A 25,760-nucleotide genomic window follows, 5' to 3' on the forward strand; every position below is an offset into this window, starting at 1 on the left:
CCCGGTCCCGCCCCCTGAACCGGCCCGTCGCCGGTCGGCGGGCTACTTCGCCCGGTAGCGGCGCATCTTGGCGCGCGCCCCGCACACCTGCATCGAGCACCAGCGGCCCCGGCCGGCCGGGCTGCGGTCGTAGTAGGCCCAGTGGCAGGTCGCCGCCTCGCAGGCCTTCAGCCGGGTCCAGGTGCCGTCGACCAGCGCCTGGGCGACGGCGGCCGCCGTGCGCGACAGCAGCGGGGCGCCGCCGTCGGGGCCGGAGGGCGCGAGGCGGGCGGAGCCGTCGTGTTCGTCGACGGCGATCACGAGGGGCGCGGACGCCAGCAGTTCGCCCAGCGGTGTCACCGCGCGGTGCGGAGGGTGCCCGGCGTGTGCCAGCAGGGCGGCTCTCAGGGATTCCCGCAGGGTGCGGGCCTGCTCCACCTCGTCCTCGGCCAGCCCGAACCGCTCGCGTCCCCGCGCGGTGTCCAGGGCGTCCGCGCCGGACGCGACGTCCAGCGTGTTGACCAGGGACTCCACCAGGGCGAGGGCTCCGGGGGCGGCCGATCTGTCACTCATGCCTGCGACGGTACCGCCAGAAGAGGCTTGCGACGTTACCGGCAATGGGCCAGTATGCGGTAACCGTTACCAGTTGCCGGTCTCTACAGGTAACCGGCGACGGGCAGGAAGCCGATTCCGACTCCATGGAGGAAGTCATGGCACTCGCCGAGCTGGGCCAGATCGTTCTGGACTGTCCCGACCCGCGCGCACTGGCCGGGTTCTACGCCGAGGTGCTGGGCGGCACCGTCGAGGGCGACGGGGACTGGGTGAACGTGAAGACGCCCGAAGGCCGCTCGCTGGCCTTCCAGGCCGCCCCCGGTTTCGTCCCGCCCGAGTGGCCCGCGCCGGAGCGGTCGCAGCAGTTCCACCTCGATCTGACCGTCGCCGACCTGGACGCCGCCGAGCAAGGCGTGCTCGCGCTGGGCGCGAAGCCGCTGGACGCGCAGGACCGCTCGCGCGGCTGGCGTGTGTACGCCGACCCCGCTGGGCACCCGTTCTGCCTGTGCCGCTGCTGAGACCGCAGCGGCGGCCACGGTCCGTCGTCCCGCGCCCGCCCAGGAGGGTCCCATGCCGCCCGTCGCCCGATTCCGCTCCGTCGTCCTCGACTGTCCCGATCCGCGCGCGCTCGCCGCGTTCTACGCGGCGGTCCTCGGCGGCACGCCCGAGGCCGAGGACGGGGCGGACGACTGGTTCGTTCTGCACGTGCCCGGCGGTCCCCGGATCGCCTTCCAGCAGGTCGAGGGGTACACCCCGCCCGAGTGGCCGCGCGCCGACCGCAACCCCCAGCAGTTCCACCTCGACCTGGACGGCGGCGCCACCTGGGAGGAGATGGACGAGGCCCACGCGCGCGTGCTGAAGCTGGGCGCGCGCCCGCTCGACCTGGAGGACCGGGAGAAGAAGGACTTCATGGTGTACGCCGACCCGGCCGGCCATCCGTTCTGCCTGTGCCGCGTGGAACAGCCCCTGGCCTGAGCGCGGGGGCCGGCTCAGGCGTCCGGCGGGTCCAGTTCGGTGATGCGCACGGTCGACGGCTTGCGGCGTTCGCGGGCCGCACGGGCCGCGAAGTCGGCCGAGCGCAGGACCCGCTGCATGTTCCCCCAGGTCAGCAGCGCGATGTCGGGCTCCGGCCAGCCGCGTTCGAGCAGCTCGGCGATCAGCGAGGGGTAGGCCGGGACGGTGTCGGGGGCGTCGTCGCGGGCGTGGGCGCCGGACAGGCCCACGCTCTCGGGGCCGGCGATCGCGCGGACGTGGTCGAGATGGTCGGCCACGTCCCGCACGTCCGGCCCGGTCCGCTCGGGCGAGGACGGCACCAGGCACAGCCCCTTCGCCGCGCCAAGCTCGGCGAGCAGCGCGTCGGACAGATTGTCGGGGTGGGCGCGCAGGGCGCGGGCGCCGGAGCGGGTGCACAGCACCGGCGTCCTGGACAGCGCCAGGGCACGGCCGGCCGTGGCGTCGGAGGCGCCGGACAGGTCGGCGAGCACGCCGAGCCGGTTCATCTCGCGCACGACCTCCTCGCCGAACCGGGTCAGCCCCGCCTCGCCCGCCCACGAGGCCCCGGCCAGGGTGAGGACGCGCAGCCCGAGGGAGTGCAGCGACCGCAGGATGCCCAGGGAGTCGTCCAGCGCGGCGGCGCCGGCCGGTCCGAGGACGACGGCGACCCGGCCGCAGTTGCGGGCGTCGATGACCTGTCCCGCGCTGCGGGCCAGCCGCAGCGCCTCGGGATGCGCGGCGATCAGCGACCGGACGAGGTCCAGCTGTTCCAGGGTGGCGCCCACCGCCCGTTCCCGCGCGGAGCGCTCGGGCAGCCGCAGCGACCACAGCAGCGCGCCCACGTGGCCCTCGCGCAGCCGGAGCACGTCCGTGTCGACGCCGCTCTCGCCGAGTTGCAGGTCGTACCAGGGCAGGTCGCGCAGCGCCCGGGGCAGGCCGCTGTGGCCGTCGACCACGGGATGGGCGGCGAGGAGGGCCTCGGCGCGCTCCAGCGGAGCGGTCGTGCCGCGCGGGGGCGGCTGCGGGGCGCAGGGCGCCGTCCGCGCCGTGTCGGGGAGCTCGCCGGCCTCGGGGAGGGCGTGCAGTTCGTCCTGGAGGTCGGCCATGACGGTCTCCGTACGTCGGTCAGCAGTACGGTCACCGTCGCACGGCGGGCGGCGCGCTTCCTGGTGGACGGGGCGTTCGGGGGTACGCGCACGGGCGGGCCGGTCGCGCCGGCCCGCCCGTGTGCCCCGAGGCCTAGGGCCTGTCAGCCGTCCAGGGACTCGATCGTGGCGTGGGAGGCCGGGCGCGTGGCCTTCAGGCCGCGCGCCACGTCCTCGGCCGCGCCCAGCACCCGTACCGCGTTCTGCCAGGTCAGCTTGGCGAGGTCGGCCCTGGACCAGCCGCGGTCCAGGAGTTCCGCGATCAGCCGGGGGTAGCCGGAGACGTCGTCGAGGCCCTCGGGGGTGAAGGCCGTGCCGTCGTAGTCGCCGCCGATGCCGACGCAGTCGACGCCGGCCACCTCGCGCATGTGGTCGAGGTGGTCGGCGACCGTGGCGACGGTGGCGACCGGGCGGGGGCGGGTCTCCTCGAAGGCGCGGTGGACCTTCATCGCCTCGGGGGTGGTGTCGAGGTGGTGGAAGCCGTGGGCGCGCATGTTGTCGTCGGCCGCGGCCGTCCAGTCGACCGCCGCCTGGAGGACGAACTTCGGCACGAACGTCACCATCGCCATGCCGCCGTTGGCGGGCAGCCGCTCCAGGACGTCGTCGGGGACGTTGCGGGGGTGGTCGCACACCGCCCGCGCGGAGGAGTGGGAGAAGATCACCGGCGCCACGCTCGTGTCGAGCGCGTCGCGCATGGTGGTCGCCGCCACGTGCGAGAGGTCGACGAGCATGCCCTCGCGGTTCATCTCGCGCACGACCTCGCGGCCGAACGCGGTCAGCCCGCCCGCCCTGGGCTCGTCGGTGGCGGAGTCCGCCCAGTCGACGTTGTCGTTGTGGGTGAGCGTCATGTACCGCACGCCGAGGCCGTACAGGCCGCGCAGCACGCCGAGGGAGTTGGCGATGGAGTGGCCGCCCTCCGCGCCCATGAGCGAGGCGATGCGACCCTGCGCGCGGGCCGTCTCCATGTCCGCGGCCGTCAGCGCCGGGTGCAGGTCGCGCGGGTGGCGGGCGATGAGCCGCCGAACGCAGTCGATCTGCTCCAGCGTCGCCGGGACCGCGTCGGGCAGGTCGGCGCGCACGTACACCGACCAGTACTGCGCGCCGACGCCGCCGGCGCGCAACCGGGGGATGTCGGTGTGCAGGTGGGCGTGCTGGTCCTGGGCGACGTCGCGGGCGTCGAGGTCGTAGCGGACCTGTTCGCGCAGCGCCCAGGGGAGGTCGTTGTGGCCGTCGACGACCGGGAACTCGCGCAGGAGCTCGCGGGCCGTGTCCAGCGAGGCGGACTGTGTCACCGGTGCCGTCACTTCCCGAAGCCGAAGCCGTTCGAGCCCTCGGCCTTGGCGCGCAGGCGCTTGCCCTTCTCGGTGGCCTGGTCGTTCAGCTCCTGCTGGAAGTCGCGCATCCGGGCGAGGAGGTCCTCGTCGTGGGCGGCGAGGATGCGGGCGGCCAGCAGTCCGGCGTTGCGCGCGCCGCCGACCGAGACGGTGGCGACGGGCACGCCGGCCGGCATCTGCACGATGGACAGCAGGCTGTCCATGCCGTCCAGGTACTTCAGCGGGACGGGGACGCCGATCACCGGCAGCGGGGTCACGGAGGCGAGCATGCCGGGCAGGTGGGCCGCGCCGCCGGCGCCCGCGATGATCGCCTTGAGTCCGCGGCCGTCCGCCTGCTCGCCGTACGCGATCATCTCGCGCGGCATGCGGTGCGCCGAGACGACGTCGACCTCGTACGCGATCTCGAACTCGTCGAGGGCCTGGGCTGCGGCCTCCATGACGGGCCAGTCGCTGTCCGACCCCATGACGATGCCTACGACTGGGCTCATTCGGTGATCGTGCCTCTCAGGTAACCGGCTGCGTGACGTGCGCGTTCGAGGACGTCGTCCAGGTCGTCGCCGTAGGTGTTGACGTGGCCGACCTTGCGGCCGGGCTTCACGTCCTTGCCGTACATGTGGATCTTCAGCTGGGGGTCGCGGGCCATGCAGTGCAGGTACGCCGAGTACATGTCCGGGTAGTCGCCGCCGAGGACGTTGACCATGACCGTCCAGGGGGCGCGCGGACGCGGGTCGCCGAGGGGGAGGTCCAGGACGGCGCGGACGTGGTTGGCGAACTGCGAGGTGATCGCGCCGTCCATCGACCAGTGGCCCGAGTTGTGCGGGCGCATCGCCAGCTCGTTGACGAGGACGCGGCCGTCGCGGGTCTGGAACAGCTCGACCGCGAGGTGGCCCACGACGCCGAGTTCCTTGGCGATGTTCAGGGCCAGCTGCTCGGCCTTGAGCGCCAGCGTCTCGTCGAGACCGGGGGCGGGCGCGATCACCGTGTCGCAGACGCCGCCGACCTGGCGGGACTCGACGACGGGGTAGGCCACCGCCTGGCCGTGCGGGGAGCGCACCACGTTGGCGGCCAGCTCACGGACGTAGTCGACCTTCTCCTCCGCGAGGACGGGGACGCCCGCGCGGAAGGGGTCCCCGGCCTCCTCGGCGGAGTCGACGACCCAGACGCCCTTGCCGTCGTAGCCGCCGCGGACCGTCTTCAGGACGACGGGGAAGCCGTCTCCCTCGGCCGCGAACGCGGCGACGTCCGCCGGGTCGCTCACGATGCGGTGCCGGGGGCACGGCACGCCGAGCGCGTCGAGCCGGGCCCGCATCACGCCCTTGTCCTGGGCGTGCACGAGCGCGTCCGGGCCGGGGCGCACGGGGATGCCGTCCGCCTCCAGCGCCCGGAGGTGCTCGGTGGGCACATGTTCGTGATCGAAGGTGATCACATCGCACCCGCGCGCGAAATCGCGCAGCGTGTCGAGATCGCGGTAGTCGCCGATGACGACATCGCTCACGACCTGCGCCGCGGAATCCTGTGGGGTGTCACTGAGGAGCTTGAACCTGATGCCGAGCGGGATGCCCGCCTCGTGTGTCATACGAGCGAGCTGCCCCCCGCCGACCATGCCGACTACCGGGAACGTCACGCCCCCAGGGTATCGGCCACGCCACCCGGCCGGATCCCTCCGTCTCCCGTCGGCTGTTCCGCGGCCCCATACCCGCCGTTTTCCCGCATCTCGGCCGCCCGCGGCCGACCCGTGAGCCCGACCACAGGAAACCGGGAAGAGTGGTGGTTAGCATGGCTGGGTTGACGACACCGAATCCCGGACGGGGGCCTGTACGACCATGGCACATGGTTCCTCGGGGCTGAAGAGGCTCATCCGTGAGCTGGCCAAGTTCGGAGCCGTGGGCGGCGCGGGCCTGCTGGTGAACCTCGGCGTCTTCAACGCCGTCCGGCATCTGACCGATCTGCAGGTGGTCCGGGCGAGCGTCATCGCGACGGTCGTGGCGATCGCCTTCAACTACGTGGGGTTCCGCTACTTCACCTACCGTGACCGCGACCGCAGCGGCCGTACCCGGGAAATGACGCTGTTCCTGCTGTTCAGCGCGGTGGGCCTGGTGATCGAGAACGGGCTGCTGTACGCGGCGACCTACTGGTTCGGCTGGGACAGCCCGCTGCAGAGCAACGTGTTCAAGTTCGTCGGCATCGGCATCGCGACGCTGTTCCGGTTCTGGTCGTACCGCACCTGGGTGTTCCGGGCGCTGCCGGCTAAGGAGGCCGTGGCCGACGCCGAGGCCTTTCTGACGGTGGCCGAGCAGTCCCGCCGCCCCGAGCCCCAGACCGCGCAGCGCGTGAGCTGACCCCCGCCGCGCGCCCCCTGGGCCCTTCGTCCGGCGCGGGGCCCGTCAGCGGACCGTGGGCTCCTCGTCCTGTGCGGTGCGCTTCTGCGGCGCGGTGCGGGACAGGAACAGGCCGAAGACCGGCGGCTGGGCCTGGAGCATCTCCAGCCGTCCGCCGTCCGCCTCGGCCAGGTCGCGAGCGACGGCCAGGCCGATGCCCGTGGAGTTGCGGCCGCTGATCGTCCGCTCGAAGATGCGGGCCCCCAGGTCGGCGGGGACGCCGGGGCCCTCGTCGGTGACCTCGACCACGGCCTGGTTGCCGGTGACGCGGGTGCGCAGCGCGACGGTGCCGCCGCCGTGCATCAGCGAGTTCTCGATCAGCGCGGCCAGCACCTGGGCGACCGCGCCGGGCGTGCCCACGGCCCGCAGATGGCGTTTGCCGGAGCTGACGATGGCGCGGCCCACGCCCCGGTAGGCGGGCCGCCACTCGGCGAGCTGCTGCTGGATGACCTCGTCGAGGTCGAAGGTGACGGCGGAGCCGGTGCGCGGGTCGCGGGCGTTGGTCAGGAGGCGCTCCACGACGTCCGTGAGCCGTTCCACCTGTGTCAGCGCGATCGTGGCCTCCTCCTTCACCGTGTCCGGGTCGTCGGTGAGGGTGATCTCCTCCAGCCGCATGGACAGCGCCGTCAGGGGCGTGCGCAGCTGGTGGGAGGCGTCGGCGGCCAGCCGGCGTTCGGCGGTGAGCATGCGGGCGATGCGTTCGGCGGAGGAGTCGAGGACGTCGGCCACCCGGTCCAGCTCGGGGACGGCGTAGCGCTTGTGACGGGGGCGCGGGTCGCCCGAGCCCAGGCGTTCGGCGGTCTCGGCCAGGTCGGTGAGGGGCGAGGCGAGCCGGTTGGCCTGGCGGATCGCCAGCAGCACCGCCGCGACGACCGCGAGCAGCGCCACCAGGGCGATGATGAGCAGGGTGCGGCCGACCTCCCGGGTCACCGTGGAGCGCGGCTCCTGGACCAGGACGCTCTCGCCCTCCTCGCCGCGGGCCGTGGACCGGATGACGTCGCCCTCGGGGCGGACGCCGACCTGGATGACCGGCCGGCCGGGGATGCGGATCTCGGCGTAGCGGTCCTGGGTGACCTGGTCGCGCAGTATCTCGGCGGTGACGTCCTCCGCGCCGACCAGCCGGCTGTCGACGATGCTGGCCAGCCGCAGCGCCTCGGAGTCCACGCGTTCCTGGGCGCTGTTGCTGATCGTGCGGGTCTCGACGATGACGAGGGACACCCCGAACACGGCGATGACGACGAGCACGACGGCGAGGGTGGACTGGATCAGACGGCGGCGCACTGAGCCCTCCGGGGCGGTGACGTTTCCAGGCGGGTTCTGGCGGCCCCCTCAGGGGCGCGGGGAGCTGCGCGAGCAGCCCCACCGGCCCGCACCCGACGACGCACGCGCACGGTCGGCCCCAGGGGACCGGTTCAGCTCTTCTCGAAGCGGAAGCCCACGCCGCGCACGGTGGCGATGTAGCGGGGGTTGGCCGCGTCGTCGCCGAGCTTCTTGCGCAGCCAGGAGATGTGCATGTCGAGGGTCTTGGTCGACGACCACCAGGTGGTGTCCCAGACCTCGCGCATCAGCTGGTCGCGGGTGACGACGCGCCCCGCGTCGCGCACCAGGACCCGCAGCAGGTCGAACTCCTTGGCGGTGAGCTGGAGTTCCTCGTCGCCCATCCAGGCGCGGTGCGACTCGACGTCGATGCGCACGCCGTGGGTGGCGGGCGGCTGCTGGGGCTCGGAGGCGCCGCGCCGCAGCAGGGCCCGTACCCGGGCGAGGAGTTCGGCCAGCCGGAAGGGCTTGGTGACGTAGTCGTCGGCGCCCGCGTCCAGACCGACGACGGTGTCCACCTCGTCGGCGCGCGCGGTCAGGATGAGGATCGGAATGGCGTGGCCCTCGGAGCGCAGCCGGCGGGCGACCTCCAGGCCGTCCATGCCGGGCAGACCGAGGTCCAGGACGACCAGGTCGACGCCGCCCTGCATTCCGGCGTCGAGTGCGGTGGGGCCGTCCTCGCGCACCTCGACCTCGTAGCCCTCCCGGCGCAGGGCGCGGGCCAGCGGCTCCGAGATGGACGCGTCGTCCTCGGCGAGCAGTACACGGGTCATGAGCTGATGGTAGTCCGCGCGGGCAGGGGCCGAAGTGTGATCGCCGACGCCGTTTCTTACCTGGGGACATGCCGGACAGCCGGGACACCCGCCGAGGGCGGCGGCGTCGTCGATCTTGGTACGGACCTGTGGTCGGGGGATGGCAGGATGATTCAGACCTTCGAAACGCCGCCACGGTTCCATGATCACCTGTGATCCGCGTCTCAAGTCCTTCCATATCCGGCGTTGTGCTGCCGTATGGTGAAAGAACGCCTGTAGTACACAGGGACCTTTGGCGGTCCGCTTGACGCCGAGGGTCTCTTTTGTGTGCGGGCCGGTTCCCGCCGGCCCCGAAAGGAATGACCTGTGGCCGGGCCCCCGACGCGAGGGGGCGTGGATCCCGGTGACCGCCGTCCACCGCTTCGAGACCCGGAGCGGACTCCCCCCGGGCGTAGGGGCGGACGAGGCGGTCCGCCGGTGCCGGCCGCCCCCCACCGGGCGCGCGGCGCGTTGAGCGCGGCGCGTCCCGAGCAGCAAGGAACGACATGGCGTCCAGCCTGACGAAGGACTCGGTCCGCCCGGGCACCCCCGGCTCCGGGAAGACCTTCTTCGGCCACCCCCGCGGACTGGCCACTCTCTTCATGACCGAGATGTGGGAGCGGTTCTCCTACTACGGCATGAAGGCTCTGCTCACCGTCTACCTGCTCTCCGGCGGCCCCGGCGCCGGCAAGGGGAGCATGGGCGGCGGTCTGGCGATGGACGTGGCCACCACCACGGTGATCGTCTCCGTCTACTCGGCGATGGTCTATCTGCTCGCCATGCCGGGCGGCTGGCTGGGCGACCGCGTCTGGGGCCCCCGCAAGACGGTCGCCATCGCGGCCGTGACGATCATGGCCGGTCACCTCGTGCTGGCGCTGCCCGGCGGCCAGGCGCCGTTCTTCGCGGGCCTGGCGCTGGTCGCGGCCGGTTCGGGCCTGCTCAAGGCCAACATCTCCACCATGGTGGGCCACCTGTACGACGGCCCGGAGGACCCGCGGCGCGACGGCGGCTTCACCATCTTCTACATGGGCATCAACGCGGGCGCGTTCTTCGCCCCGCTGGTCATCGGCACGGTCGGCCAGGAGGTCAACTGGCACCTCGGCTTCGGCCTGGCCGCGGTCGGCATGGCGATCGGCCTCACCACCTTCCTGCTCGGCACCCGCAACCTGAGCCCACGCAGCGATGTCGTCCCGAAGCCGCTGGCGGCCGAGGAGCGCGCGGACTGGCTGCGCAAGGGCCTGCTCTGGCTGATCGCCGGAACCGTGTTCTACGGCGTCGTCGGGTTCACCGGTCACTTCACGCTGAACTGGGCGATGATCCCGCTCACGGTCATCGGTCTGGTGATCCCGGCGGGCGTGCTGCTGCGCATCAAGCGCGACAAGGAGCTGTCGGTCGTCGAGCAGTCGAAGATGACGGGCTACATCTGGTTCTTCGTCGCGGCCGCCGTCTTCTGGATGATCTACGACCAGGGCGCGTCCACGGTCCAGGCCTTCGGCGAGGGCAAGGCCTCGGGCTCCCTGCTGGGCTTCGACTTCCCGTCCTCCTGGTACCAGTCGCTGAACCCGCTGTTCATCATGGCGCTCGCCCCGGTCTTCGCCTGGGTCTGGGTGTGGCTGAACCGCCGCGGCAAGGAGCCGAGCACCATCGTGAAGTTCGCGATGGGCCTGATCCTGGTCGGCGTCTCGTTCTTCTTCTTCCTGGTCCCGCTGGCCATGGCGTCCGACGGCACCGCGGTCAGCCCGATGTGGCTGGTGGGCATCTACTTCATCCAGACCGTGGGTGAGCTGTGCCTCTCGCCGGTCGGCCTGTCGGTGACCACGAAGATGGCCCCCGCCAAGTACGCCAGCCAGATGATGGGCGTGTGGTTCCTCGCGGTCACCGCGGGCGACTCCGTCACCAGCCTGCTGTCCAACCCGGCCATAGCGGGCGTCGACCTCGGCGGCACTCCCGCGGTCCTGGGCGAGGCCGCCCTCGCCGCCCTCGCGGGCGTCGCGGTGTGGATGTACCGCCGGAAGGTCAAGTCGCTGATGGGCGACGTCCACTGACGTCCCGTCACACCGAGAGGGGCCGCCGCACCGGACAGGTGCGGCGGCCCCTCTCGCATGCGGGACGCCTGCGCGCGGGCCCCGTCCCGGCTTCAGGACTTGGTCTCGACCGACCAGGAGCGCGTGAAGCTGCTGAATCCGCACATGACGGTGGACTTCTGGCCCGGCTTCACCCACGGCCCGAACAGGATCCACGGGATCTCGTGCGGGGTGCCCCGGCCGCGGATCACGTCGCACACCAGCTTGACGCGCTGCTTGCTCACCTTCTTGCCCGAGGAGGACTTCTTGCACGAGGACGTCGCCTTCGGCCGGCCGAGGTCGAGGTGGACCTCGGCCTTGCACTTGTACTTGGCCGTCGCCGCCTCGGCGGGCGCCGCCGTCGCCAGTCCGGCGCCCGTCGCCATGAGGACGGCGGCGAGCGCGCCGCCCGCCGCCTTCTTCCCCCAGATCATTTGCTCCTCTTCCCTCCGCGAGACACAGAGCGCGATGGTCAACGCTTCAACTGCTTCTTTGCCTCGCGGGCATATCCGTTGCTCGATCGCTTGCGCGAACACCCGGACGGTATGCGAGAGATGATCTTGGACGCAAACGATCCGCGCCGTTCTGAGCAAGATCTGAGGTGGGCCCTCAGAACGGCCGCCGCCGTCCCGGCAGGAACGTGAAGACCGCTCCGCCCAGCAGCACCGCCGTGCCCGCGACCAGGCCCAGGGCCTTCAGCGCCCCATGGTCGCCCGAGCCCGTCTCCGCCAGACCGCCGCCTCCCGCGGCGCCGCCGCCGGAGCCCGACGACGACCCCGAACCGCCGCCGCCCGAGGCGCCGCCGGCCTGCTCCTCGGTGTTCAGCGTCAGGGAGACCGCCGTGCTGTCCGGAGTGCAGGTGGTGGTCGTGCCCAGGGCCTCGATGACGAGGACGCCCGGCGAGAGCGTGGACTCACCGGTCGCACCCGGCTTGTACGTCCCGGTCAGGTCGGGGATCTCGATCGGGGCGCCCTGCTTGACGGGGGCCGCGTTGGCCGGGCCCGTCACCTTGACCGAGCCCTTGTCCGAGCCGCCCAGGGTGATCTGCATCGACGGTTTCACCGCGCCGGCCGGGATGTCGATCGGGCTGTTCATCACCGACTTCTTGAACCGCACGGTCAGCCCGTAACTCCCGCCGTCCTTCCGCGCGTCGATCTGCACCGGCGACGTCGCCCTCTTCTCCCCGATGGGCGACTGACAGGTGTAGGGGACGTCGACGACCTTGCCGGTGAACTCCGTCGGGCCGGAGCCGCCGGTCGGCGACGAGGTCGGGGTGGCCGACGGCGAGGACGACGGCGTCGCGGACCCGCCGGGCGAACCCGAGGCCGTCGGCGACGTGCTCGGCGAGGGGCTGCCGCTGGACGAGCCCGAACCGCCGTCGCCGGCCGTCACCGTGATCGTCGCCGAGGGCTGCACGGCCTGCGTGGGCGTGCACCGGGTGTCCGTCGACAGCGCGTTGACGACGTAGGCGTCCGGCGTCAGCGTCACCTGCCCGGCCGCCGTCAGCTTCAGCGAGCCCTTCATGTCGGACAGCGTCATCGCGCCGCCCTTGGGGATCGCCGGGTTCTCGCGCGGCCCCCGCACGGCGATGTCGGCGGTCTGCGCACCGGCCGCCTTGAGGGTGCCGGACGGCTGCACGGAGTTCGCGGGCAGATCGATGATGTCGGGGTTCTTCGACGCGGCCTGCGTGAACTTCCAGACGACGTCCACGGTGTCGCCGACCTTCGCCGTGGCCGGCGCGGTGATCTCCACCTTCGTGGTGCCGTTGACGTCGGGCAGGCCGATGCCCGACGGCGGTACGCACTTGGTGGCGTAGGACACCTCGGCGGCCTGCGCCTGACCCGCGGTCACGCCCAGCAGGACGGCGGCCCCGGTGAGCATGACGGCGACGCCCGCGGCGGCCGCCCGCCTGCGCGCGGGGGCCCCTTCGGGTGGCATGGCTCTCTCACTCACGTGGATCCCTTCCTGCCGGAGTCGTGGGGTCGAGGGGAGTCGCCGCCCCCGCCGGAACCGGGAGAACCGGCAGAACCGGCGGACCGGGGGGCCCGGCGGGGGCGCCCGTGCCCCGTGGGAGCGGTGCGGTCGGTGGGGACGGCCGAACCGGCGGAAGCCTCCGGGTCGGCGGGCACGGCCGAACCCGACGGAGCCGTCGCGGCAGCCGTGGGGGCCGTCGGAGCCGTAGCGGTCGTCTGAGCCGCTTGAGGCGTCGGAGCCGTCGGTGGGGCCGAGTCCGGTGGCGGGACCGGGCCCGGCACAGGTGCGGGGCGGTCCTCTCGCAGCGCGGTGAGCCGGGTCGTGGCGGCCGGGCCGGTGTCAGGGGTGAACCACGGCAGGACCGGGTCGGGAGGAACGGGGTTCGGGGCCGGGGGCCCGGTCCGGGGGGACCGGAGGTGCCTGCCGCGTACGTGCCGGGGGACCCGCGAGGCGCCCGGGCCCGGCGGGCGCGGGCGCACCCGGTCCACCACGGCCAGCCCGACGCGGAACACCGCCGCCGGGACGACCACGCAGAGCAGGATCCAGAACAGGGTCACACCCCACGGGCGGCCCACGCCCCACGGCTGCTCGGCGAGGACCTTCCCGCCGTACTTCAGGGAGACCGTGTAGTCGCCGTGGGCGCCCGCGGCCAGTTCGACGGGCAGTTCGACGCGGGCCTTCCCGCCGGGACGGATCGTGCCGCGCCACTGCCGCTCGTCCCACTCGGGGGCGAACACCCCGTGCGCCGCCCCGACCTGGAACACGGGGTCCTTCACGTCCCCGGTGCCGAGGTTGCCCACGGTGAACGTCAGCGTGCGCGCGGGCGGCGCCCCGAACCAGGTCAGCAGGCCCGAGGACCCTTCGAGGCGGGTGTCGGTGAGCACCGACAGACGTCCGCCGCCGGTTCGCGCGGGCAGCGGCCGGACCGGGTGCCCGGCCACCTGGAACGCCGCGTCGGCCTGCGCCTTCGTACCGGTGACGGTGGCCACGTGCACCACGCAGGGACAGGGCGCCGGCGGTTCGGACACGGGCAGCGCCCGGCTGAAGCGGCCGTCGGCGTCGGTGGTGACGGCGCGCCCGTCGGCGTTGGCACAGGAGTTGGTGCCGCCGATCACGCCCCGGGCGGGCGTCGCCTGGCCGCAGACCAGCAGCATCAGCAGGGTGCGCGGCCGCCAGCCGCTGCCGCTCACGGTGACCGAACCGCCCGTGCCCGCCTGTGCCGCGGACACCGTCACCGCCGGCCGCCCGGCGGCCGCGCCCGCGGGCACCGGGGCCGACGACAGCAGCAGGACGAGGAGGAGCAGGACCGGCGCGGGCGCCGTGATCCGCCACTGTGCTCTCACGTCAGCGCTCCCCTCGGCTCGACTTCGACGGCGGCCGTCCCGCGCCGACAGCACCGCCGGCGTCGTAGGGCCGCCGCGGCGGCCACGGCCGACAGCGCGCCGCCCGCCACGCCCGCCGCCGCGCCCGGTGACACGAACCGCGCGGACGCCCGCCCGGTGGCCCGCGCCGCGCCGGGCGCGGTGACGGTCAGCCGCACGGTGACGGCGTCCAGGGCCGGAGGGTCGGGCCAGGGCTCGGACAGGGCGAGACGGCGGCCCGGCGGCAGGCGCACGGGCAGCGGGCGCGGCCCGCGGTCAAGGACGACGCCCAGGACGCCGTCCGCGTGCACGGCGAGCCGGGGGACGAGGACCGTCGTGCCGCGGTTGACCAGCTCGTAGGCGATGCGGCCGCCGCGCACGGCCACGTGCTCGACGGTCAGCGCGGCCAGCCGCGGACCGCCGACCCGGACCAGCAGCCGGACCTCCCTCTCCCGGCCCGCAAAGTCCCGCACGACGATCCGGCCCGTGCGGTCGCCGGGCCGCGCGTCCGCCGCGACCGTCACCGTGAAGGGCACCTCGGCGCGGGTGCGGGCGGGAACGTCGAGCGCGGTCTCGGCGAAGGCGACCCGCAGGCCGGGACCGGCGGCGCCCAGCCGGACGGCGAGCGGCCGGGTCCCCCGGTTGGTCACGGCGACCGTGTCCCGCAGGGCCGCTCCGGGAGCGCCCTCGGCGTAGAACGACGGCCGTCCCCCGCCGGCGGGCGCCGCCGACCAGCCGTCCGGACCGGCGTTCGGCGCACCGGCCGGCAGTGCCGGGGGAAGCAGCGCCGGGGACAGCAGCGGCAGGGACAGCAGCAGGACGCGGGCGGTGGCGTACGGCATCGGCGGCTCCAGCGCTCCTCCGGGGGCGGTCAGCGGCGGGCGCGCGCCGGTTGGCCGCGCCGGGTCAGCCACAGGGCGCCCGCCGCGCCCGCGAGCAGCACGGTGCCGCCGAGGGTGCCGAGGGCGATCGCGGAGTCCTCGGGGCCGGTCCGCGGGAGCTGCCCGCCGGAGCCGCCGCCGCTCGCCGCGCCGCCGGTCGAGCCGCCGCCCGACCCCCCGCCCGTCGAGCCCCCGCCGGCACCGCCGCCCTTCGCGCTCACGTCGAGGGTGAGGGAGGGCCCGGGGGTGTTGCCCGGGGTGCAGGTGGTGGTGGTGCCGAGGGCCTTGATGGTCAGCACGCCGGCCGTGAAGGTGACCTTGCCGCTCTTCTTCGGGGTGTACGTGCCGCTCAGGTCGCTGATCTTGATGGGGGTGTTCGCGGGTATCGCGGCCTGGTTGGCCGGGCCCGTGGCGTTCAGGGTGCCGCTGTCGGCGCCGCCCAGAGTGATGGTCGCGCTCGGCTTCATGGAGCCCGCGCCGAGTTCGACGGGGCTGGAGGAGACGCCCTTCTGCCAGGACATCGTGATCCGGTACCCGTCGCCGCTCCGGACGCCCTTGATGTCGATGGGCGAGACGGCGCTCTTGTCCCCGATGGGCGTCTTGCAGTTGTAGTTGACGTCGACGACCTCGGCCATGGCCGCCGGGGCGGCCGTCAGCACCGCCGAGCCGGCCAGGGCCGCGGCAGTCGCGAGCACGGCGGTTCGCTTCCGGTTCGACACGGTCCCGTCCCCTCACTCCCACCGCCCCGCCTTACTGACGAGGCATCAGATCGAGCCGTCAAGGTACGCCCGAGGCGATGAGGAGGGAAGAGAAGGCACGGGCCGGAGTTGTGACGATCCCGCACCCGGCCCCGGCCACCACGAAACCCCCGGAACGGGGCCGGAGAAGCGGGGCCGGGGACCGGGACCCGGGGTCGGGGAGCGAGGAGCGGGGGGCGCGAAACAGCGGCCGGGACGGGCCGGCGCGGGCCGACTGGGCGGGTCTGCGAAGGGGGAGCACCGCGCGGCGACCGGCGCGGCTCGGCGACAGAGGCACGACCGGTGACGGACGACCGGCGGAGACGCAGACGCACCGGTGACGCCGGCGGCCGGGAAGCGGTGGTGCTCGGCGACCGGCAAGGGCCGGGATCCCTGACCGGAAGCAGTGGCAGTGGGGTCCGGCGACCAGCGATCGGCGGTGCCCGGTGAGCGCGGGCGGTGGTGATCGGTGCTGATCGGCGGCCGCTGGGACGGGGCGCCCGGAGCGGACGGCGGGCGGCCGCGGGCCCGCGACTGCGGGTGCCGCCCGTGTACGGCGACAGTGGGCGTCGGCGGCGCGGGCACGCGGGTCGGGGCCGGGACCCGTGGCCCGCGGCCGCCGTGTCAGGCGGGGGCCGCGCCCAGTTCCGCCCAGACCGTCTTGCCCGCGACGCCCTGCGCGCGCATGACGCCCCAGTCCAGGCAGAGACGCTGGACGATGAACATGCCGTGGCCGCCGGGGCGGCCCGCGCGGTGCGGGGTGCGGGGCGCCGGCTGGCCCGTGCCGCGGTCCGAGACCTCGACGCGGATCACCTTGTTGTCGCAGCCCAGGACCATCGCGTCCGGTCCCTCGGCGTGCAGGCACGCGTTGGTGACCAGCTCGGAGACGACGAGCAGCACGTCCTCGGCGGCGGCCCGCCGGTCGGCGGTCGCGGCGGGCAGCCAGCCCCACGCGTAGAGCGCCTGGCGGGCGAAGTCGCGGGCGAGCGGGACGACACCGCTGGCGTCCTCGAAGCTCAGCCGGCGTACCTGACGGCCGCCCGGCGACGCGGGCGGCACGGCAGCCGTGCTTCCGTCGGACGCCCCAGCCCCCCGCGCGTCCCCGTGGGACGTCCCGGAAGCGCCGCTGGGCTCCGGGCTGGGCTCCGGGCCGCGGTCGCCCGGCGAGTAAGGCCGGGTGGTGCTCATCAGCGCTTCACCTCACCGATTCCCCGATTGACCGGTTCACCATTCAAGAGTCGGATCTCTGCAGAGTCGTACGTGACCGGACGGCGTTCGCGTCGGCGCCACCGCCGGGATGTGCGGGTTCAGGATGACTCCTGCCCGGCGTGACGGGCGGGACACCCCCCCATCTCGCCCGTGTCGAGCCGACGCCGGGCGGACGGCGGAACTCAGCCGTCCTCGTCGTGTCCGTCGCGCTCGTCGGCCAGCGCCGCCTCGACCGTGTCGTGCACGGTGAACACGGCGTCCGCGCCGGTGATCTCGAAGACCCTGGCCACCACGGGGAGCATCCCCGCCAGATGGACTCCGCCGCCGGCCGCCTCCGCCTTGAGGCGGGCTCCGAGCAGCACGTTGAGCCCGGTGGAGTCACAGAACTCCAGGCGCGTGCAGTCGACCACCAGGCGACTGTGACCTCTGGCGAGGCAGGCTTCGAGTGGCTCACGCAACAAATCGGCGGTGTGGTGATCCAACTCACCCGCCGGGGTCACGACGGCACTGGGGCCCTCTTCCCGCACCTCGACCAGAAGCCGGCCCGACTGTGCGCTGCCGACCGTCCCGCGGTCCATGCCGTCTCTTCTCCTGGGTCGCGAACTGCTTTCTGACGCCCTCGAACACTACGCCCTCGACCCGCACCTCAACACCCGAACAATCGCACACAAACAGACATAAACGGACAAAGTGCACTTGCGATCGGTCAAGTAAAGCAGGTAGGCCTAGTACGAACACGCAGACCGACACGGCCGGCTTTGGAGGCGCCGCACACCGTAGTGCGCTCACTGGCTTCGGCAGCCATACGCCGAGAACGATGGAGGACATCATGTCACCCCGGCTCGACGCACCGCATACCCGCGGAGCGACGTCGACACCCCCTCCGGACCAAGAACATCTGGAACCCATCGCACACATCGCGGTGCCGGACGTCGACCCCACCGACGCCCTCGCCGGACTCCCGGAGATCCCTCCGTTCGACGAGGTCGGATCCGTCGACGCGCGGGCCCTGTCCAAGACCCTGTTCGCACGGCTCGAAAGCCTCGAGGAGGGCACGCACGACCACGCGTACGTGCGCAACACGCTCGTCGAACTGAACCTCGCGCTGGTCAAGTTCGCCGCCTCCCGGTTCCGCTCCCGCAGCGAGCCCATGGAGGACATCATCCAGGTCGGCACCATCGGCCTGATCAAGGCGATCGACCGCTTCGAACTCTCGCGGGGCGTCGAGTTCCCGACGTTCGCGATGCCGACCATCATCGGCGAGATCAAGCGCTTCTTCCGCGACACGTCCTGGTCCGTGCGCGTCCCGCGCCGGCTCCAGGAGCTGCGGCTCGACCTGGCCAAGGCGGGCGACGAACTGGCCCAGAAGCTCGACCGCGCGCCGACCGTCGCGGAACTGGCCGAGCGCCTCGGCCTCTCCCACGACCAGGTCGTCGAAGGAATGGCCGCGTCCAACGCCTACACGGCGTCCTCGCTGGACGCGCAGGCCCAGGACGACGACTCGGAGGGCGCGCTCGCCCATCGCATCGGCTACGAGGACAACAGCCTCGAAGGCATCGAGTACATCGAGTCGCTGAAGCCCCTGATCGCCGAACTCGCCCCCCGCGACCGGCAGATCCTCTCCCTCCGTTTCGTCGCCGGTCTGACCCAGTCGGAGATCGGCGAGGAGCTCGGCATCTCGCAGATGCACGTGTCGCGGCTGCTGTCGCGCACCCTGGTGCGGCTGCGCAAGGCGCTGACCGTCGAGGAGTGAGTCGAGGTGTAAGGGCCGGCCCCCAGCAGGCCTCGGACGTCCGCGCCCGGTGATCGAGCCGTACTCGATCACCGGGCGCGGACGTCTGTGCGCCAGGGCGCGAAAATCCGCCGGCCGCTTCCCTCCCGGCGACTACGCTGGCCCGGCCCCCGAACCAGCAGCGCCGCTGGCCCGCGTCGTCTGCCCCTCAGGAGCCCTCGTGCGCCGCTCTCCCGCAGCCCCCGCAGCCCCGGCGGTCCCCGCCACCGCACGGTTCGGACGGCCCGCACGGTCCGGGCGGCCGGGGCCTCTCGCCGACGTGCCCGTCCTGCTGGTCGCCGCGGTGTGGGGGTCCAGTTACCTCGCCGCCAAGGGCGTCACCACGGCGCAGACCGTCATCGCCGTGCTGGTGCTGCGGTTCGCCGTGGTGCTCCCCGTGCTGGCGGTGGCCGGACGGCGGCGGCTGCGGGCGCTGACGGCCGCCCAGTGGCGCGGCGCCTCGCTGCTCGGCCTGGTGCTCGCCGGGATCTTCCTCCTGGAGACGTACGGCGTCGTCCACACCTCCGCGACCAATGCCGGACTGATCATCAGCCTGACGATGGTGTTCACGCCGCTCGCGGAGAGCCGGGCACGGGGCGTGCGGCTCCCCGGGGCCTTCCTGGCCGCGGCGGGCCTGTCGGTGCTCGGCGTGGCGCTTCTCACCCAGGGGGCGGGGTTCACGGCCCCGTCCGGGGGCGATCTGCTCATGCTGGGGGCGGCGGTGGCCCGCACCGTGCACGTCCTCGCCATGGCGCGCATGGAGTCGGTGCGCGGCGCGGACGCGCTGTCGCTGACGACGGTCCAGCTGGGCGGTGCGGTCGCCGTGTTCGCGCTGCTGGCGGCCGTGCCCGGCACGGGCGCCTCGCCGTGGGCCGCGGCGGCGCGCTTCGGCTCCGGCGACTGGGCCCGCCTGGTCTACCTGTCCGTCTTCTGCACGCTGTTCGCGTTCTTCGTGCAGATGTGGGCGGTCCGCCGCACGTCGCCGTCGCGGGTCGGTCTGCTGCTGGGCACCGAGCCGGTGTGGGCGGCGGCGGTGGGCGTCGCCCTCGCCGGGGACCGGCCCGGCCCGCTCGGGTTCGTGGGCGCGGTGCTCGTACTCGTCGGCACCGGCTGGGGCAGGTCGGCGGCGGACCGGCAACGCGCCACCGTCCCCGCCACCACCGCCGCAGACGCAGCCGCTGCTGCCGCTGGTGCCGCCGCCGCCGAGAGTCTGGACGCGGCCTCGACGGGACACCCCGGGGAGACCTCGTCCGGAACCCGACCGCTCCCCCGGTCCGCGCCCCCTCAGACCACGCGCACGCCCCTGCGCCAGACGCCGGACACCAGGGGGACGCCCGGCCGGTAGGCCAGGTGGACGTGGCTGGGAGCGTCCAGCAGGGTCAGGTCGGCGTACGCGCCGGGGGTCACGCGGCCCACATCCGTGCGGCGCAGGGCCGCGGCCCCGCCCGCCGTGGCCGACCACACCGCCTCGTCCGGGGTCATCCCCATGTCCCGCACGGCGAGCGCGACGCAGAACGGCATGGACGACGTGAAGGACGAGCCGGGGTTGCAGTCCGTGGAGAGGGCGACGGTGACGCCCGCGTCCAGCAGCCGGCGGGCGTCCGGCCACGCGGCGCGGGTGGAGAACTCGGCGCCGGGCAGCAGCGTGGCGACGGTGTCGCCGCTCGCGAGGGCGTCGACGTCCGCGTCCGTGAGGTGGGTGCAGTGGTCGGCGCTGGCCGCGTCCAGCTCGACCGCCAACTGCACGCCGGGGCCGTGGGTGAGCTGGTTGGCGTGGATGCGGGGGTGCAGCCCCTTCGCCCGGCCGGCGGTGAGGATCGCGCGGGCCTGGTCGCCGTCGAAGGCGCCCTTCTCGCAGAAGACGTCGATCCAGCGGGCGTGCGGGGCGCAGGCGTCGAGCATCTCGCCGGTGACCAGGGCGACGTAGGCGGCCGGGTCGTCGGCGTGGTCGGGGGAGACGATGTGGGCGCCGAGGTAGGTGACCTCGTCGGTGTGGCGTGCGGCGAGGCGCAGGGCGCGTGCCTCGTCGGCGACCGTCAGGCCGTAGCCGGACTTGGTCTCCATGGTGGTGGTGCCCTGGCTGAGGGCCTCGCCCAGATAACGGGTGAGGTTGGCCTCCAGTTCCTCGTCGCTCGCGGCCCGGGTGGCCGCCACGGTGGTGCGGATGCCGCCCGCCGTGTAACCGCGGCCGGACATGCGGGCGTTGAACTCCTCGGTGCGGTCGCCCGCGAACACCAGGTGGGAGTGGGAGTCGACGAAGCCGGGGAGGACCGAGCGGCCGCCGGCGTCGACCCGGTTGTCAGTGGCTGGTGCTTTGCTTGATTCACCGGTCCACGCGATCCGGTCGCCGTCGATGACGACCGCCGCGTCCCGGATCAGGCCGAGGGGCGAACCGCCCCCGTTCTCGCATGCGTCCGACCGGGGGGACCCGCGTCCGAGGGAGGGATCGTTGGTGACCAGCGTGGCGATGTTGGTGATGACGGTGCTGCTCATGGCGTCCTCATGGGTGGCCGGGCGGGGGGCGGTGGTCAGCCGCGCAGGGCGTCGACGGCCTGCGCGAGGGCCTGCGGCACATCCGGTACGAGCGTGTGCGCCCCGTCCCGTACGACATGCCGTCCGCCCACGACGGTGTGCCGGACGTCCGCCGCGCTCGCGGCGAATACGGCCGTCTCGGCGCCGAGCCGGGGCAGCGGTCCCGCTGTCCTGACCGAGTCGAGCGCGATGGTCGTGAGGTCGGCGAGCGCGCCCTCCTCGATCGTTCCGGCCTCGTGCCAGCCGAGGGCCGCGTGGCCGTCGGCGGACGCGGCGCGCAGCAGCGCGGCCGCCGTCCAGTGACCGCGGGTGCGGGTGCGCAGGCGCTCGTCGAGTTCCATCGCGCGGGCCTCTTCGAGGAGGTCGATGACGGCGTGGCTGTCGGAGCCCAGGCAGAGCGGTGAGCCCTCGTTCTGCAGGGCGACGGCGGGCCCGATCCCGTCGGCGAGGTCGCGTTCGGTGGTGGGGCACATGCAGGTCCCGGTGCCGCTGGCGCCGATGAGGGAGACGTCCTCGGCGGTGAGGTGGGTGTTGTGGACGCCGGTGGTGCGCGGCCCGAGCACGCCGTGCAGGGCGAGCAGCTGGGTCGGGGTGCACCCGTGGGCCTCGCGGCAGGCGTCGTTCTCGGCGGTCTGCTCGGACAGGTGCACATGGAGCGGGGCGCGCCGCTCCTCGGCCCACCGGGCGACGGTCTCCAGCTGGCCGGCGGGCACCGCCCGCACGGAGTGGATGGCCGCTCCGATCCGCGCGTGATCCCGTTCCTTGAGAACTGAACAGCGTTCGGCCCAGGCTTCGGCGCTCCCGTCGGAGAAGCGCAGCTGGTGGGCTGTGGGCGGCTGTCCGAAGCCGGAGGACAGATAGGCGGTGTCGAGGAGGGTGATGCGGATGCCGGCGTCGGCGGCCGCCGCGATGAGGGCCTCGCCCATGGCGTTGGGGTCGGCGTAGCGGGCGCCGCCGGGGGCGTGGTGCACGTAGTGGAACTCGCCGACGGCGGTGACGCCCGCCAGCGCCATCTCGGCGTACACGGCGCGGGCCAGGGCGTGGTAGGTCTCCGGCGTCAGCCTGTCGGCGACCGAGTACATGATCTCGCGCCAGGTCCAGAAGGTGCCGGAGCCGACCTGGACGGTTCCGCGCAGGGCGCGGTGGAAGGCGTGCGAGTGCGCGTTCGCCAGCCCCGGCAGGGTCAGGCCGCGCAGGATCTCGGCGCCGGGCGGCGGGGCCGGCACGTCCGTGCGGACGGCCGTGATCCGGCCGTCCGCGACGTCGACGGCGACTCCCGGCTCGACGTGGGTGTCGAGCCAGGCGTGCTCCAGCCAGTACGTGCGCGTGTGGGGGTGGGTCACCTGCAGGCCAGCCCTTCCAGTGCGTCGGCGAGTGCGAGCACCCCGGCCACGCAGTCGTCCTCGGCGGCGAACTCGGCCGGGGAGTGCGAGACGCCCGTGGGGTTGCGCACGAACAGCATGGCGGTCGGGATGCTCGCGGAGAGGATTCCGGCGTCGTGTCCGGCACCCGTCCCGAGCACGGGGACCCTGAGGCCGGTCCCGCTGCCGCCCGCTCCCGCGATGTCGCCCACGCCCGCGCCGGCGCCCAGGATGCGGGCCAGTTCGTCGCGCAGGGCGTGGTCGAACTCGACGACGGGCGTGAACGACTCGCGCACGACGTCCAGGTCGATCCCGTGTGCCTGCGCGTAGCCGCGGGCGGCCCTCTCGACGCCCTCGACGACCTGGTCCAGGGTGGCCTGGTCGGCGGCGCGGGAGTCGAGCCAGCCGCGCACCAGGGAGGGGATGGCGTTGACGCCGTTCGGCTCGACGGAGATCTTGCCGAACGTGGCGACGGCGCCCGCGAGTTCGGCCTCGCGGCGGGCGGCGAGGACCGTCTCGGCGTAGGACAGCATGGGGTCGCGCCGGTCCGCGAGGCGGGTGGTGCCGGCGTGATTGGCCTCGCCGCGGAAGTCGAACCGCCAGCGTCCGTGCGGCCAGATGGCGCTCGCGAGGCCGACCCGGTCGCCGCTGAGGTCCAGGGCGCGGCCCTGTTCGACGTGCAGTTCCACGAACGCGCCGATGCGGCCGAGCCGCTCCGGGTCGGCGCCGAGGGCGTCGGGGTCGTGCCCGGCGGCCTCCATGGCCTGCGGCAGGGTGATCCCCTCGGCGTCGGTGAGCCGGTGCGCCTGCTCGACCGTGAGCTGCCCGGCGGCGAGCCGCGACCCGACGCAGGCCAGGCCGAACCGGGCGCCCTCCTCGTCCCCGAAGTTGACGAGGGCGAGCGGCCTGGTGAACTCCACGCCCCGGGCGAGCAGTTCGTCGAGGGCGGCGAACGAGGACACGACGCCGAGGGGCCCGTCGAAGGCGCCGCCGTCGGGCACGGAGTCGAGATGCGAGCCGGTGACGACGGCGTCTTCGGCGCCGGGGTCGCCCAGCCAGGCCCACTGGTTGCCGTTGCGGTCGACCTCGTAGGCCAGCCCCCGTGTCTCGGCCTGCTGCCGGAACCAGGCGCGGCAGTCGGCGTCGGCGGCGGTCCAGGCGTAGCGGCGGTAGCCGCCGGAGTCGCGGTGACGCCCGAGGGGCGCGAGGTCACGCCACATCTCCTGGAAGGAGGCGCCGGCCACCGCGGACACCGGCGCCTGCGGCCGCGGCTCGCGCTGCCGCGGCTCGTGCGCGCGGGATCCCGCGCGGGGCCGGTCGGCGGGGGGCGGCGACGGGCGCTCGGCGCCCGCCGCACGGCTGCCGTCTGCGGTCGTCACCGCGCCTCGCCCTCGCCCTCGTTCATCGGCACCCGCACGCCCCGCTCGTCGGCGACGGACTCCGCGATGTCGTAGCCCGCGTCGACGTGCCGGATGACGCCCATGCCGGGGTCGTTGGTCAGCACGCGGCGGATCTTCTCGCCGGCGAGCCGGGTGCCGTCCGCCACCGAGACCTGGCCGGCGTGGATGGAGCGGCCCATGCCGACGCCGCCGCCGTGGTGGAGGGAGACCCAGGAGGCGCCCGAGGCGACGTTGACCATGGCGTTCAGCAGCGGCCAGTCGGCGATCGCGTCGGAACCGTCGAGCATGGCCTCGGTCTCGCGGTACGGGGAGGCGACGGAACCGCAGTCGAGGTGGTCGCGGCCGATCGCGAGGGGGGCGGCCAGTTCGCCCGACGCCACCATGTCGTTGAAGCGCTCGCCGGCCTTGTCGCGTTCGCCGTAGCCGAGCCAGCAGATGCGGGCGGGCAGGCCCTGGAAGTGGACGCGCTCGCCGGCCAGCTTGATCCAGCGGGCGAGGGACTCGTTCTCCGGGAAGAGGTCGAGGATGGCCTTGTCGGTCTTGGCGATGTCCGAGGCCTCGCCGGACAGGGCGGCCCAGCGGAAGGGGCCCTTGCCCTCGCAGAACAGCGGGCGGATGTAGGCCGGGACGAAGCCGGGGAAGGCGAACGCGCGGTCGTATCCGGCCAGCTGGGCCTCGCCGCGGATGGAGTTGCCGTAGTCGAAGACCTCGGCGCCGGCGTCCATGAAGCCGACCATCGCCTCGACGTGGCGGGCCATCGACTCGCGGGCCCGGGTGGTGAAGCCGGCCGGATCCTTCTCGGCGGCGTCGGCCATGTCCTCGAAGGCGATGCCGGTGGGCAGGTAGGCCAGCGGGTCGTGGGCGGAGGTCTGGTCGGTGACGATGTCGACGGGCGCGCCCATCGCCAGCAGCTGCGGGACGACCTCTGCGGCGTTGCCGAGGACGCCGATGGACAGGGGCCTGCGCTGGTCCCTGGCCTCCACTGCGAGCCGGAGCGCGTGGTCGAGGTCGTCGGCCCGGACGTCCAGGTAGCGGTGCTCGATGCGGCGGTCGATGGCGCGCGGGTCGCAGTCGACGCAGATCGCCACGCCGTCGTTCATCGTCACGGCGAGCGGCTGGGCGCCGCCCATGCCGCCGAGGCCCGCGGTGAGGGTGATCGTGCCGGCGAGGGTGCCGCCGAACTTCTTCGCGGCGACGGCGGCGAAGGTCTCGTAGGTGCCCTGGAGGATGCCCTGGGTGCCGATGTAGATCCAGGACCCGGCGGTCATCTGGCCGTACATGGTCAGGCCCAGCTGTTCCAGGCGGCGGAACTCCTCCCAGTTGGCCCAGTCGCCGACGAGGTTGGAGTTGGCGATCAGGACGCGCGGGGCCCACTCGTGCGTCTGCATGACGCCGACCGGGCGGCCGGACTGGACGAGCATGGTCTCGTCCTGCTTGAGGGTGCGCAGGGTGCGGACCATCGCGTCGAAGGAGCGCCAGTCGCGGGCGGCCTTGCCGGTGCCGCCGTAGACGACGAGCTTGTCGGGGTGCTCGGCGACCTCGGGGTCGAGGTTGTTCTGCAGCATCCGCAGCGCGGCCTCCTGCTGCCATCCCAGGGCGCTCAGTTCCGTACCGCGCGGCGCTCGTACGGGGCGGGGTCCTGACATGGTCGGCCTCCTTGCGGATGGGTGATCCCGGCGGATTTTTGCTGTTGTTATTCACATCCTGACGCTCTGAATAGGGCTAGTCAATACGCGGGCGCGACGAGCCGCGCTCCGGACAGGGAGAGCGAAGGCCCCCGGCAGGGACGGGAAAGGGAAGGGCCCGACGGGGGCGCGCGTTGCGGCACGCACCACCCCGGCGGGACACGCGCGCCGTTGACGTGCGCCGGTCGGGAGGTGTTGAAGAGACACATGGGGCGCCGGCCGGCCCGAAACGAGGTCAGTCGACCCACGTTAGCCACCCCGCCGCATGTTCCGCTGGAAAATGCCAGAAGACTCACC

22 protein-coding genes and 2 pseudogenes are annotated in these 25,760 nt (G+C 73.5%); 6 read left to right on the forward strand and 18 right to left on the reverse strand.

The window, feature by feature from the left end:
- Positions 1-42 precede the first annotated feature (42 nt).
- A complete protein-coding gene (locus ACGFSH_RS17140; RefSeq protein ID WP_393349246.1) occupies positions 43-552 on the reverse strand; it encodes a CGNR zinc finger domain-containing protein in 510 nt (169 codons plus the stop codon).
- A 137-nt stretch (positions 553-689) separates the two neighbouring features.
- Between ACGFSH_RS17140 and ACGFSH_RS17145 the strand changes: the two genes are divergently transcribed.
- A complete protein-coding gene (locus ACGFSH_RS17145) occupies positions 690-1,049 on the forward strand; it encodes a VOC family protein (RefSeq protein ID WP_393349248.1) in 360 nt (119 codons plus the stop codon).
- A 52-nt stretch (positions 1,050-1,101) separates the two neighbouring features.
- Positions 1,102-1,506, forward strand: coding sequence for a VOC family protein (locus tag ACGFSH_RS17150; protein ID WP_393349250.1), 405 nt, complete (start codon positions 1,102-1,104; stop codon positions 1,504-1,506).
- A 14-nt stretch (positions 1,507-1,520) separates the two neighbouring features.
- Here the strand turns inward: ACGFSH_RS17150 and ACGFSH_RS17155 are convergent, their stop codons facing one another.
- The 4 genes from ACGFSH_RS17155 to ACGFSH_RS17170 all read right to left on the reverse strand — a co-directional run bounded on the left by ACGFSH_RS17155 (position 1,521) and on the right by ACGFSH_RS17170 (position 5,627).
- Positions 1,521-2,630 (reverse strand): dipeptidase, encoded by a 1,110-nt coding sequence (locus ACGFSH_RS17155; protein WP_393349252.1) that lies wholly within the window; start codon positions 2,628-2,630, stop codon positions 1,521-1,523.
- A gap of 143 nt (positions 2,631-2,773) precedes the next feature.
- Positions 2,774-3,961 (reverse strand): dipeptidase, encoded by a 1,188-nt coding sequence (locus ACGFSH_RS17160; RefSeq protein ID WP_393349254.1) that lies wholly within the window; start codon positions 3,959-3,961, stop codon positions 2,774-2,776.
- 8 nt (positions 3,962-3,969) lie between these two features.
- Positions 3,970-4,491: a 5-(carboxyamino)imidazole ribonucleotide mutase gene (gene purE / locus ACGFSH_RS17165; protein ID WP_393349256.1), complete on the reverse strand. Its 522-nt coding sequence runs from the start codon at positions 4,489-4,491 to the stop codon at positions 3,970-3,972.
- Positions 4,488-5,627, reverse strand: coding sequence for a 5-(carboxyamino)imidazole ribonucleotide synthase (locus ACGFSH_RS17170; RefSeq protein WP_393349258.1), 1,140 nt, complete (start codon positions 5,625-5,627; stop codon positions 4,488-4,490). The genes purE and ACGFSH_RS17170 overlap by 4 nt, the downstream gene beginning before the upstream one ends.
- A gap of 199 nt (positions 5,628-5,826) precedes the next feature.
- On the opposite strand from ACGFSH_RS17170, the gene ACGFSH_RS17175 reads away from it, so the two are divergent.
- The gene (locus ACGFSH_RS17175) at positions 5,827-6,342 is read left to right on the forward strand and encodes a GtrA family protein (RefSeq protein ID WP_393349259.1); all 516 of its coding nucleotides are present in this window, start codon (positions 5,827-5,829) and stop codon (positions 6,340-6,342) included.
- Between the two features lie 45 nt (positions 6,343-6,387).
- On the opposite strand, the gene ACGFSH_RS17180 is transcribed toward ACGFSH_RS17175, so the two are convergent.
- Together ACGFSH_RS17180 and ACGFSH_RS17185 are read right to left on the reverse strand one after the other, a co-directional pair.
- Positions 6,388-7,662 carry an ATP-binding protein gene (locus ACGFSH_RS17180; RefSeq protein WP_393349261.1) on the reverse strand — a complete coding sequence of 425 codons (1,275 nt, stop codon included), beginning with the start codon at positions 7,660-7,662 and terminating at the stop codon, positions 6,388-6,390.
- Positions 7,663-7,793: 131 nt separating this feature from the next.
- Positions 7,794-8,471, reverse strand: coding sequence for a response regulator transcription factor (locus tag ACGFSH_RS17185; RefSeq protein WP_069768534.1), 678 nt, complete (start codon positions 8,469-8,471; stop codon positions 7,794-7,796).
- 524 nt (positions 8,472-8,995) lie between these two features.
- Here ACGFSH_RS17185 and ACGFSH_RS17190 point away from each other — a divergent pair.
- Positions 8,996-10,534 carry a peptide MFS transporter gene (locus ACGFSH_RS17190; protein ID WP_393349263.1) on the forward strand — a complete coding sequence of 513 codons (1,539 nt, stop codon included), beginning with the start codon at positions 8,996-8,998 and terminating at the stop codon, positions 10,532-10,534.
- Positions 10,535-10,626: 92 nt separating this feature from the next.
- Here ACGFSH_RS17190 and ACGFSH_RS17195 read toward each other — a convergent pair whose 3' ends face one another.
- From ACGFSH_RS17195 to ACGFSH_RS17225, 7 genes and pseudogenes are all read right to left on the reverse strand, one after another.
- Complete coding sequence (locus ACGFSH_RS17195; RefSeq protein WP_393349265.1) at positions 10,627-10,986, reverse strand: hypothetical protein; 360 nt, start codon at positions 10,984-10,986, stop codon at positions 10,627-10,629.
- A gap of 175 nt (positions 10,987-11,161) precedes the next feature.
- Positions 11,162-12,433, reverse strand: a complete 1,272-nt coding sequence (locus ACGFSH_RS17200) for a hypothetical protein (protein ID WP_393350023.1) — start codon at positions 12,431-12,433, stop codon at positions 11,162-11,164.
- Positions 12,434-12,777: 344 nt separating this feature from the next.
- Positions 12,778-13,869: pseudogene (locus ACGFSH_RS17205) on the reverse strand (hypothetical protein); the annotation flags it as partial.
- Positions 13,866-14,729 (reverse strand): hypothetical protein, encoded by an 864-nt coding sequence (locus ACGFSH_RS17210; protein ID WP_393349267.1) that lies wholly within the window; start codon positions 14,727-14,729, stop codon positions 13,866-13,868. The gene ACGFSH_RS17210 and the pseudogene ACGFSH_RS17205, both read right to left, overlap by 4 nt.
- Before the next feature lie 29 nt (positions 14,730-14,758).
- Positions 14,759-15,487, reverse strand: coding sequence for a peptidase (locus tag ACGFSH_RS17215; protein ID WP_393349269.1), 729 nt, complete (start codon positions 15,485-15,487; stop codon positions 14,759-14,761).
- A 642-nt stretch (positions 15,488-16,129) separates the two neighbouring features.
- Positions 16,130-16,693 (reverse strand): ATP-binding protein, encoded by a 564-nt coding sequence (locus ACGFSH_RS17220; RefSeq protein WP_393349271.1) that lies wholly within the window; start codon positions 16,691-16,693, stop codon positions 16,130-16,132.
- Positions 16,694-16,896: 203 nt separating this feature from the next.
- On the reverse strand, positions 16,897-17,292 hold the full coding sequence (locus ACGFSH_RS17225) for an STAS domain-containing protein (RefSeq protein ID WP_393349273.1): 396 nt from the start codon (positions 17,290-17,292) through the stop codon (positions 16,897-16,899).
- Positions 17,293-17,531: 239 nt separating this feature from the next.
- Here ACGFSH_RS17225 and ACGFSH_RS17230 point away from each other — a divergent pair, with 239 nt between their 5' ends.
- Together ACGFSH_RS17230 and ACGFSH_RS17235 are read left to right on the forward strand one after the other, a co-directional pair.
- Positions 17,532-18,467, forward strand: coding sequence for an RNA polymerase sigma factor SigF (locus tag ACGFSH_RS17230; RefSeq protein ID WP_393349275.1), 936 nt, complete (start codon positions 17,532-17,534; stop codon positions 18,465-18,467).
- A gap of 298 nt (positions 18,468-18,765) precedes the next feature.
- Positions 18,766-19,617, forward strand: a pseudogene (locus ACGFSH_RS17235) (DMT family transporter); the annotation flags it as partial.
- A 152-nt stretch (positions 19,618-19,769) separates the two neighbouring features.
- On the opposite strand, the gene hutI reads toward ACGFSH_RS17235, so the two are convergent.
- From hutI to hutU, 4 genes are all read right to left on the reverse strand, one after another.
- On the reverse strand, positions 19,770-20,978 hold the full coding sequence (gene hutI, locus ACGFSH_RS17240) for an imidazolonepropionase (RefSeq protein WP_393349277.1): 1,209 nt from the start codon (positions 20,976-20,978) through the stop codon (positions 19,770-19,772).
- A 35-nt stretch (positions 20,979-21,013) separates the two neighbouring features.
- Complete coding sequence (locus tag ACGFSH_RS17245) at positions 21,014-22,360, reverse strand: formimidoylglutamate deiminase (protein ID WP_393349279.1); 1,347 nt, start codon at positions 22,358-22,360, stop codon at positions 21,014-21,016.
- Positions 22,357-23,598 (reverse strand): allantoate amidohydrolase, encoded by a 1,242-nt coding sequence (locus ACGFSH_RS17250; protein ID WP_393350026.1) that lies wholly within the window; start codon positions 23,596-23,598, stop codon positions 22,357-22,359. Before ACGFSH_RS17250 ends, ACGFSH_RS17245 begins: the two co-directional genes overlap by 4 nt.
- 155 nt (positions 23,599-23,753) lie before the next feature.
- Positions 23,754-25,424, reverse strand: a complete 1,671-nt coding sequence (gene hutU / locus ACGFSH_RS17255; protein WP_393349281.1) for a urocanate hydratase — start codon at positions 25,422-25,424, stop codon at positions 23,754-23,756.
- Positions 25,425-25,760: the final 336 nt, after the last annotated feature.

Source organism: Streptomyces sp. NPDC048481 (genome assembly GCF_043200075.1).
GTDB lineage: Bacteria > Actinomycetota > Actinomycetes > Streptomycetales > Streptomycetaceae > Streptomyces.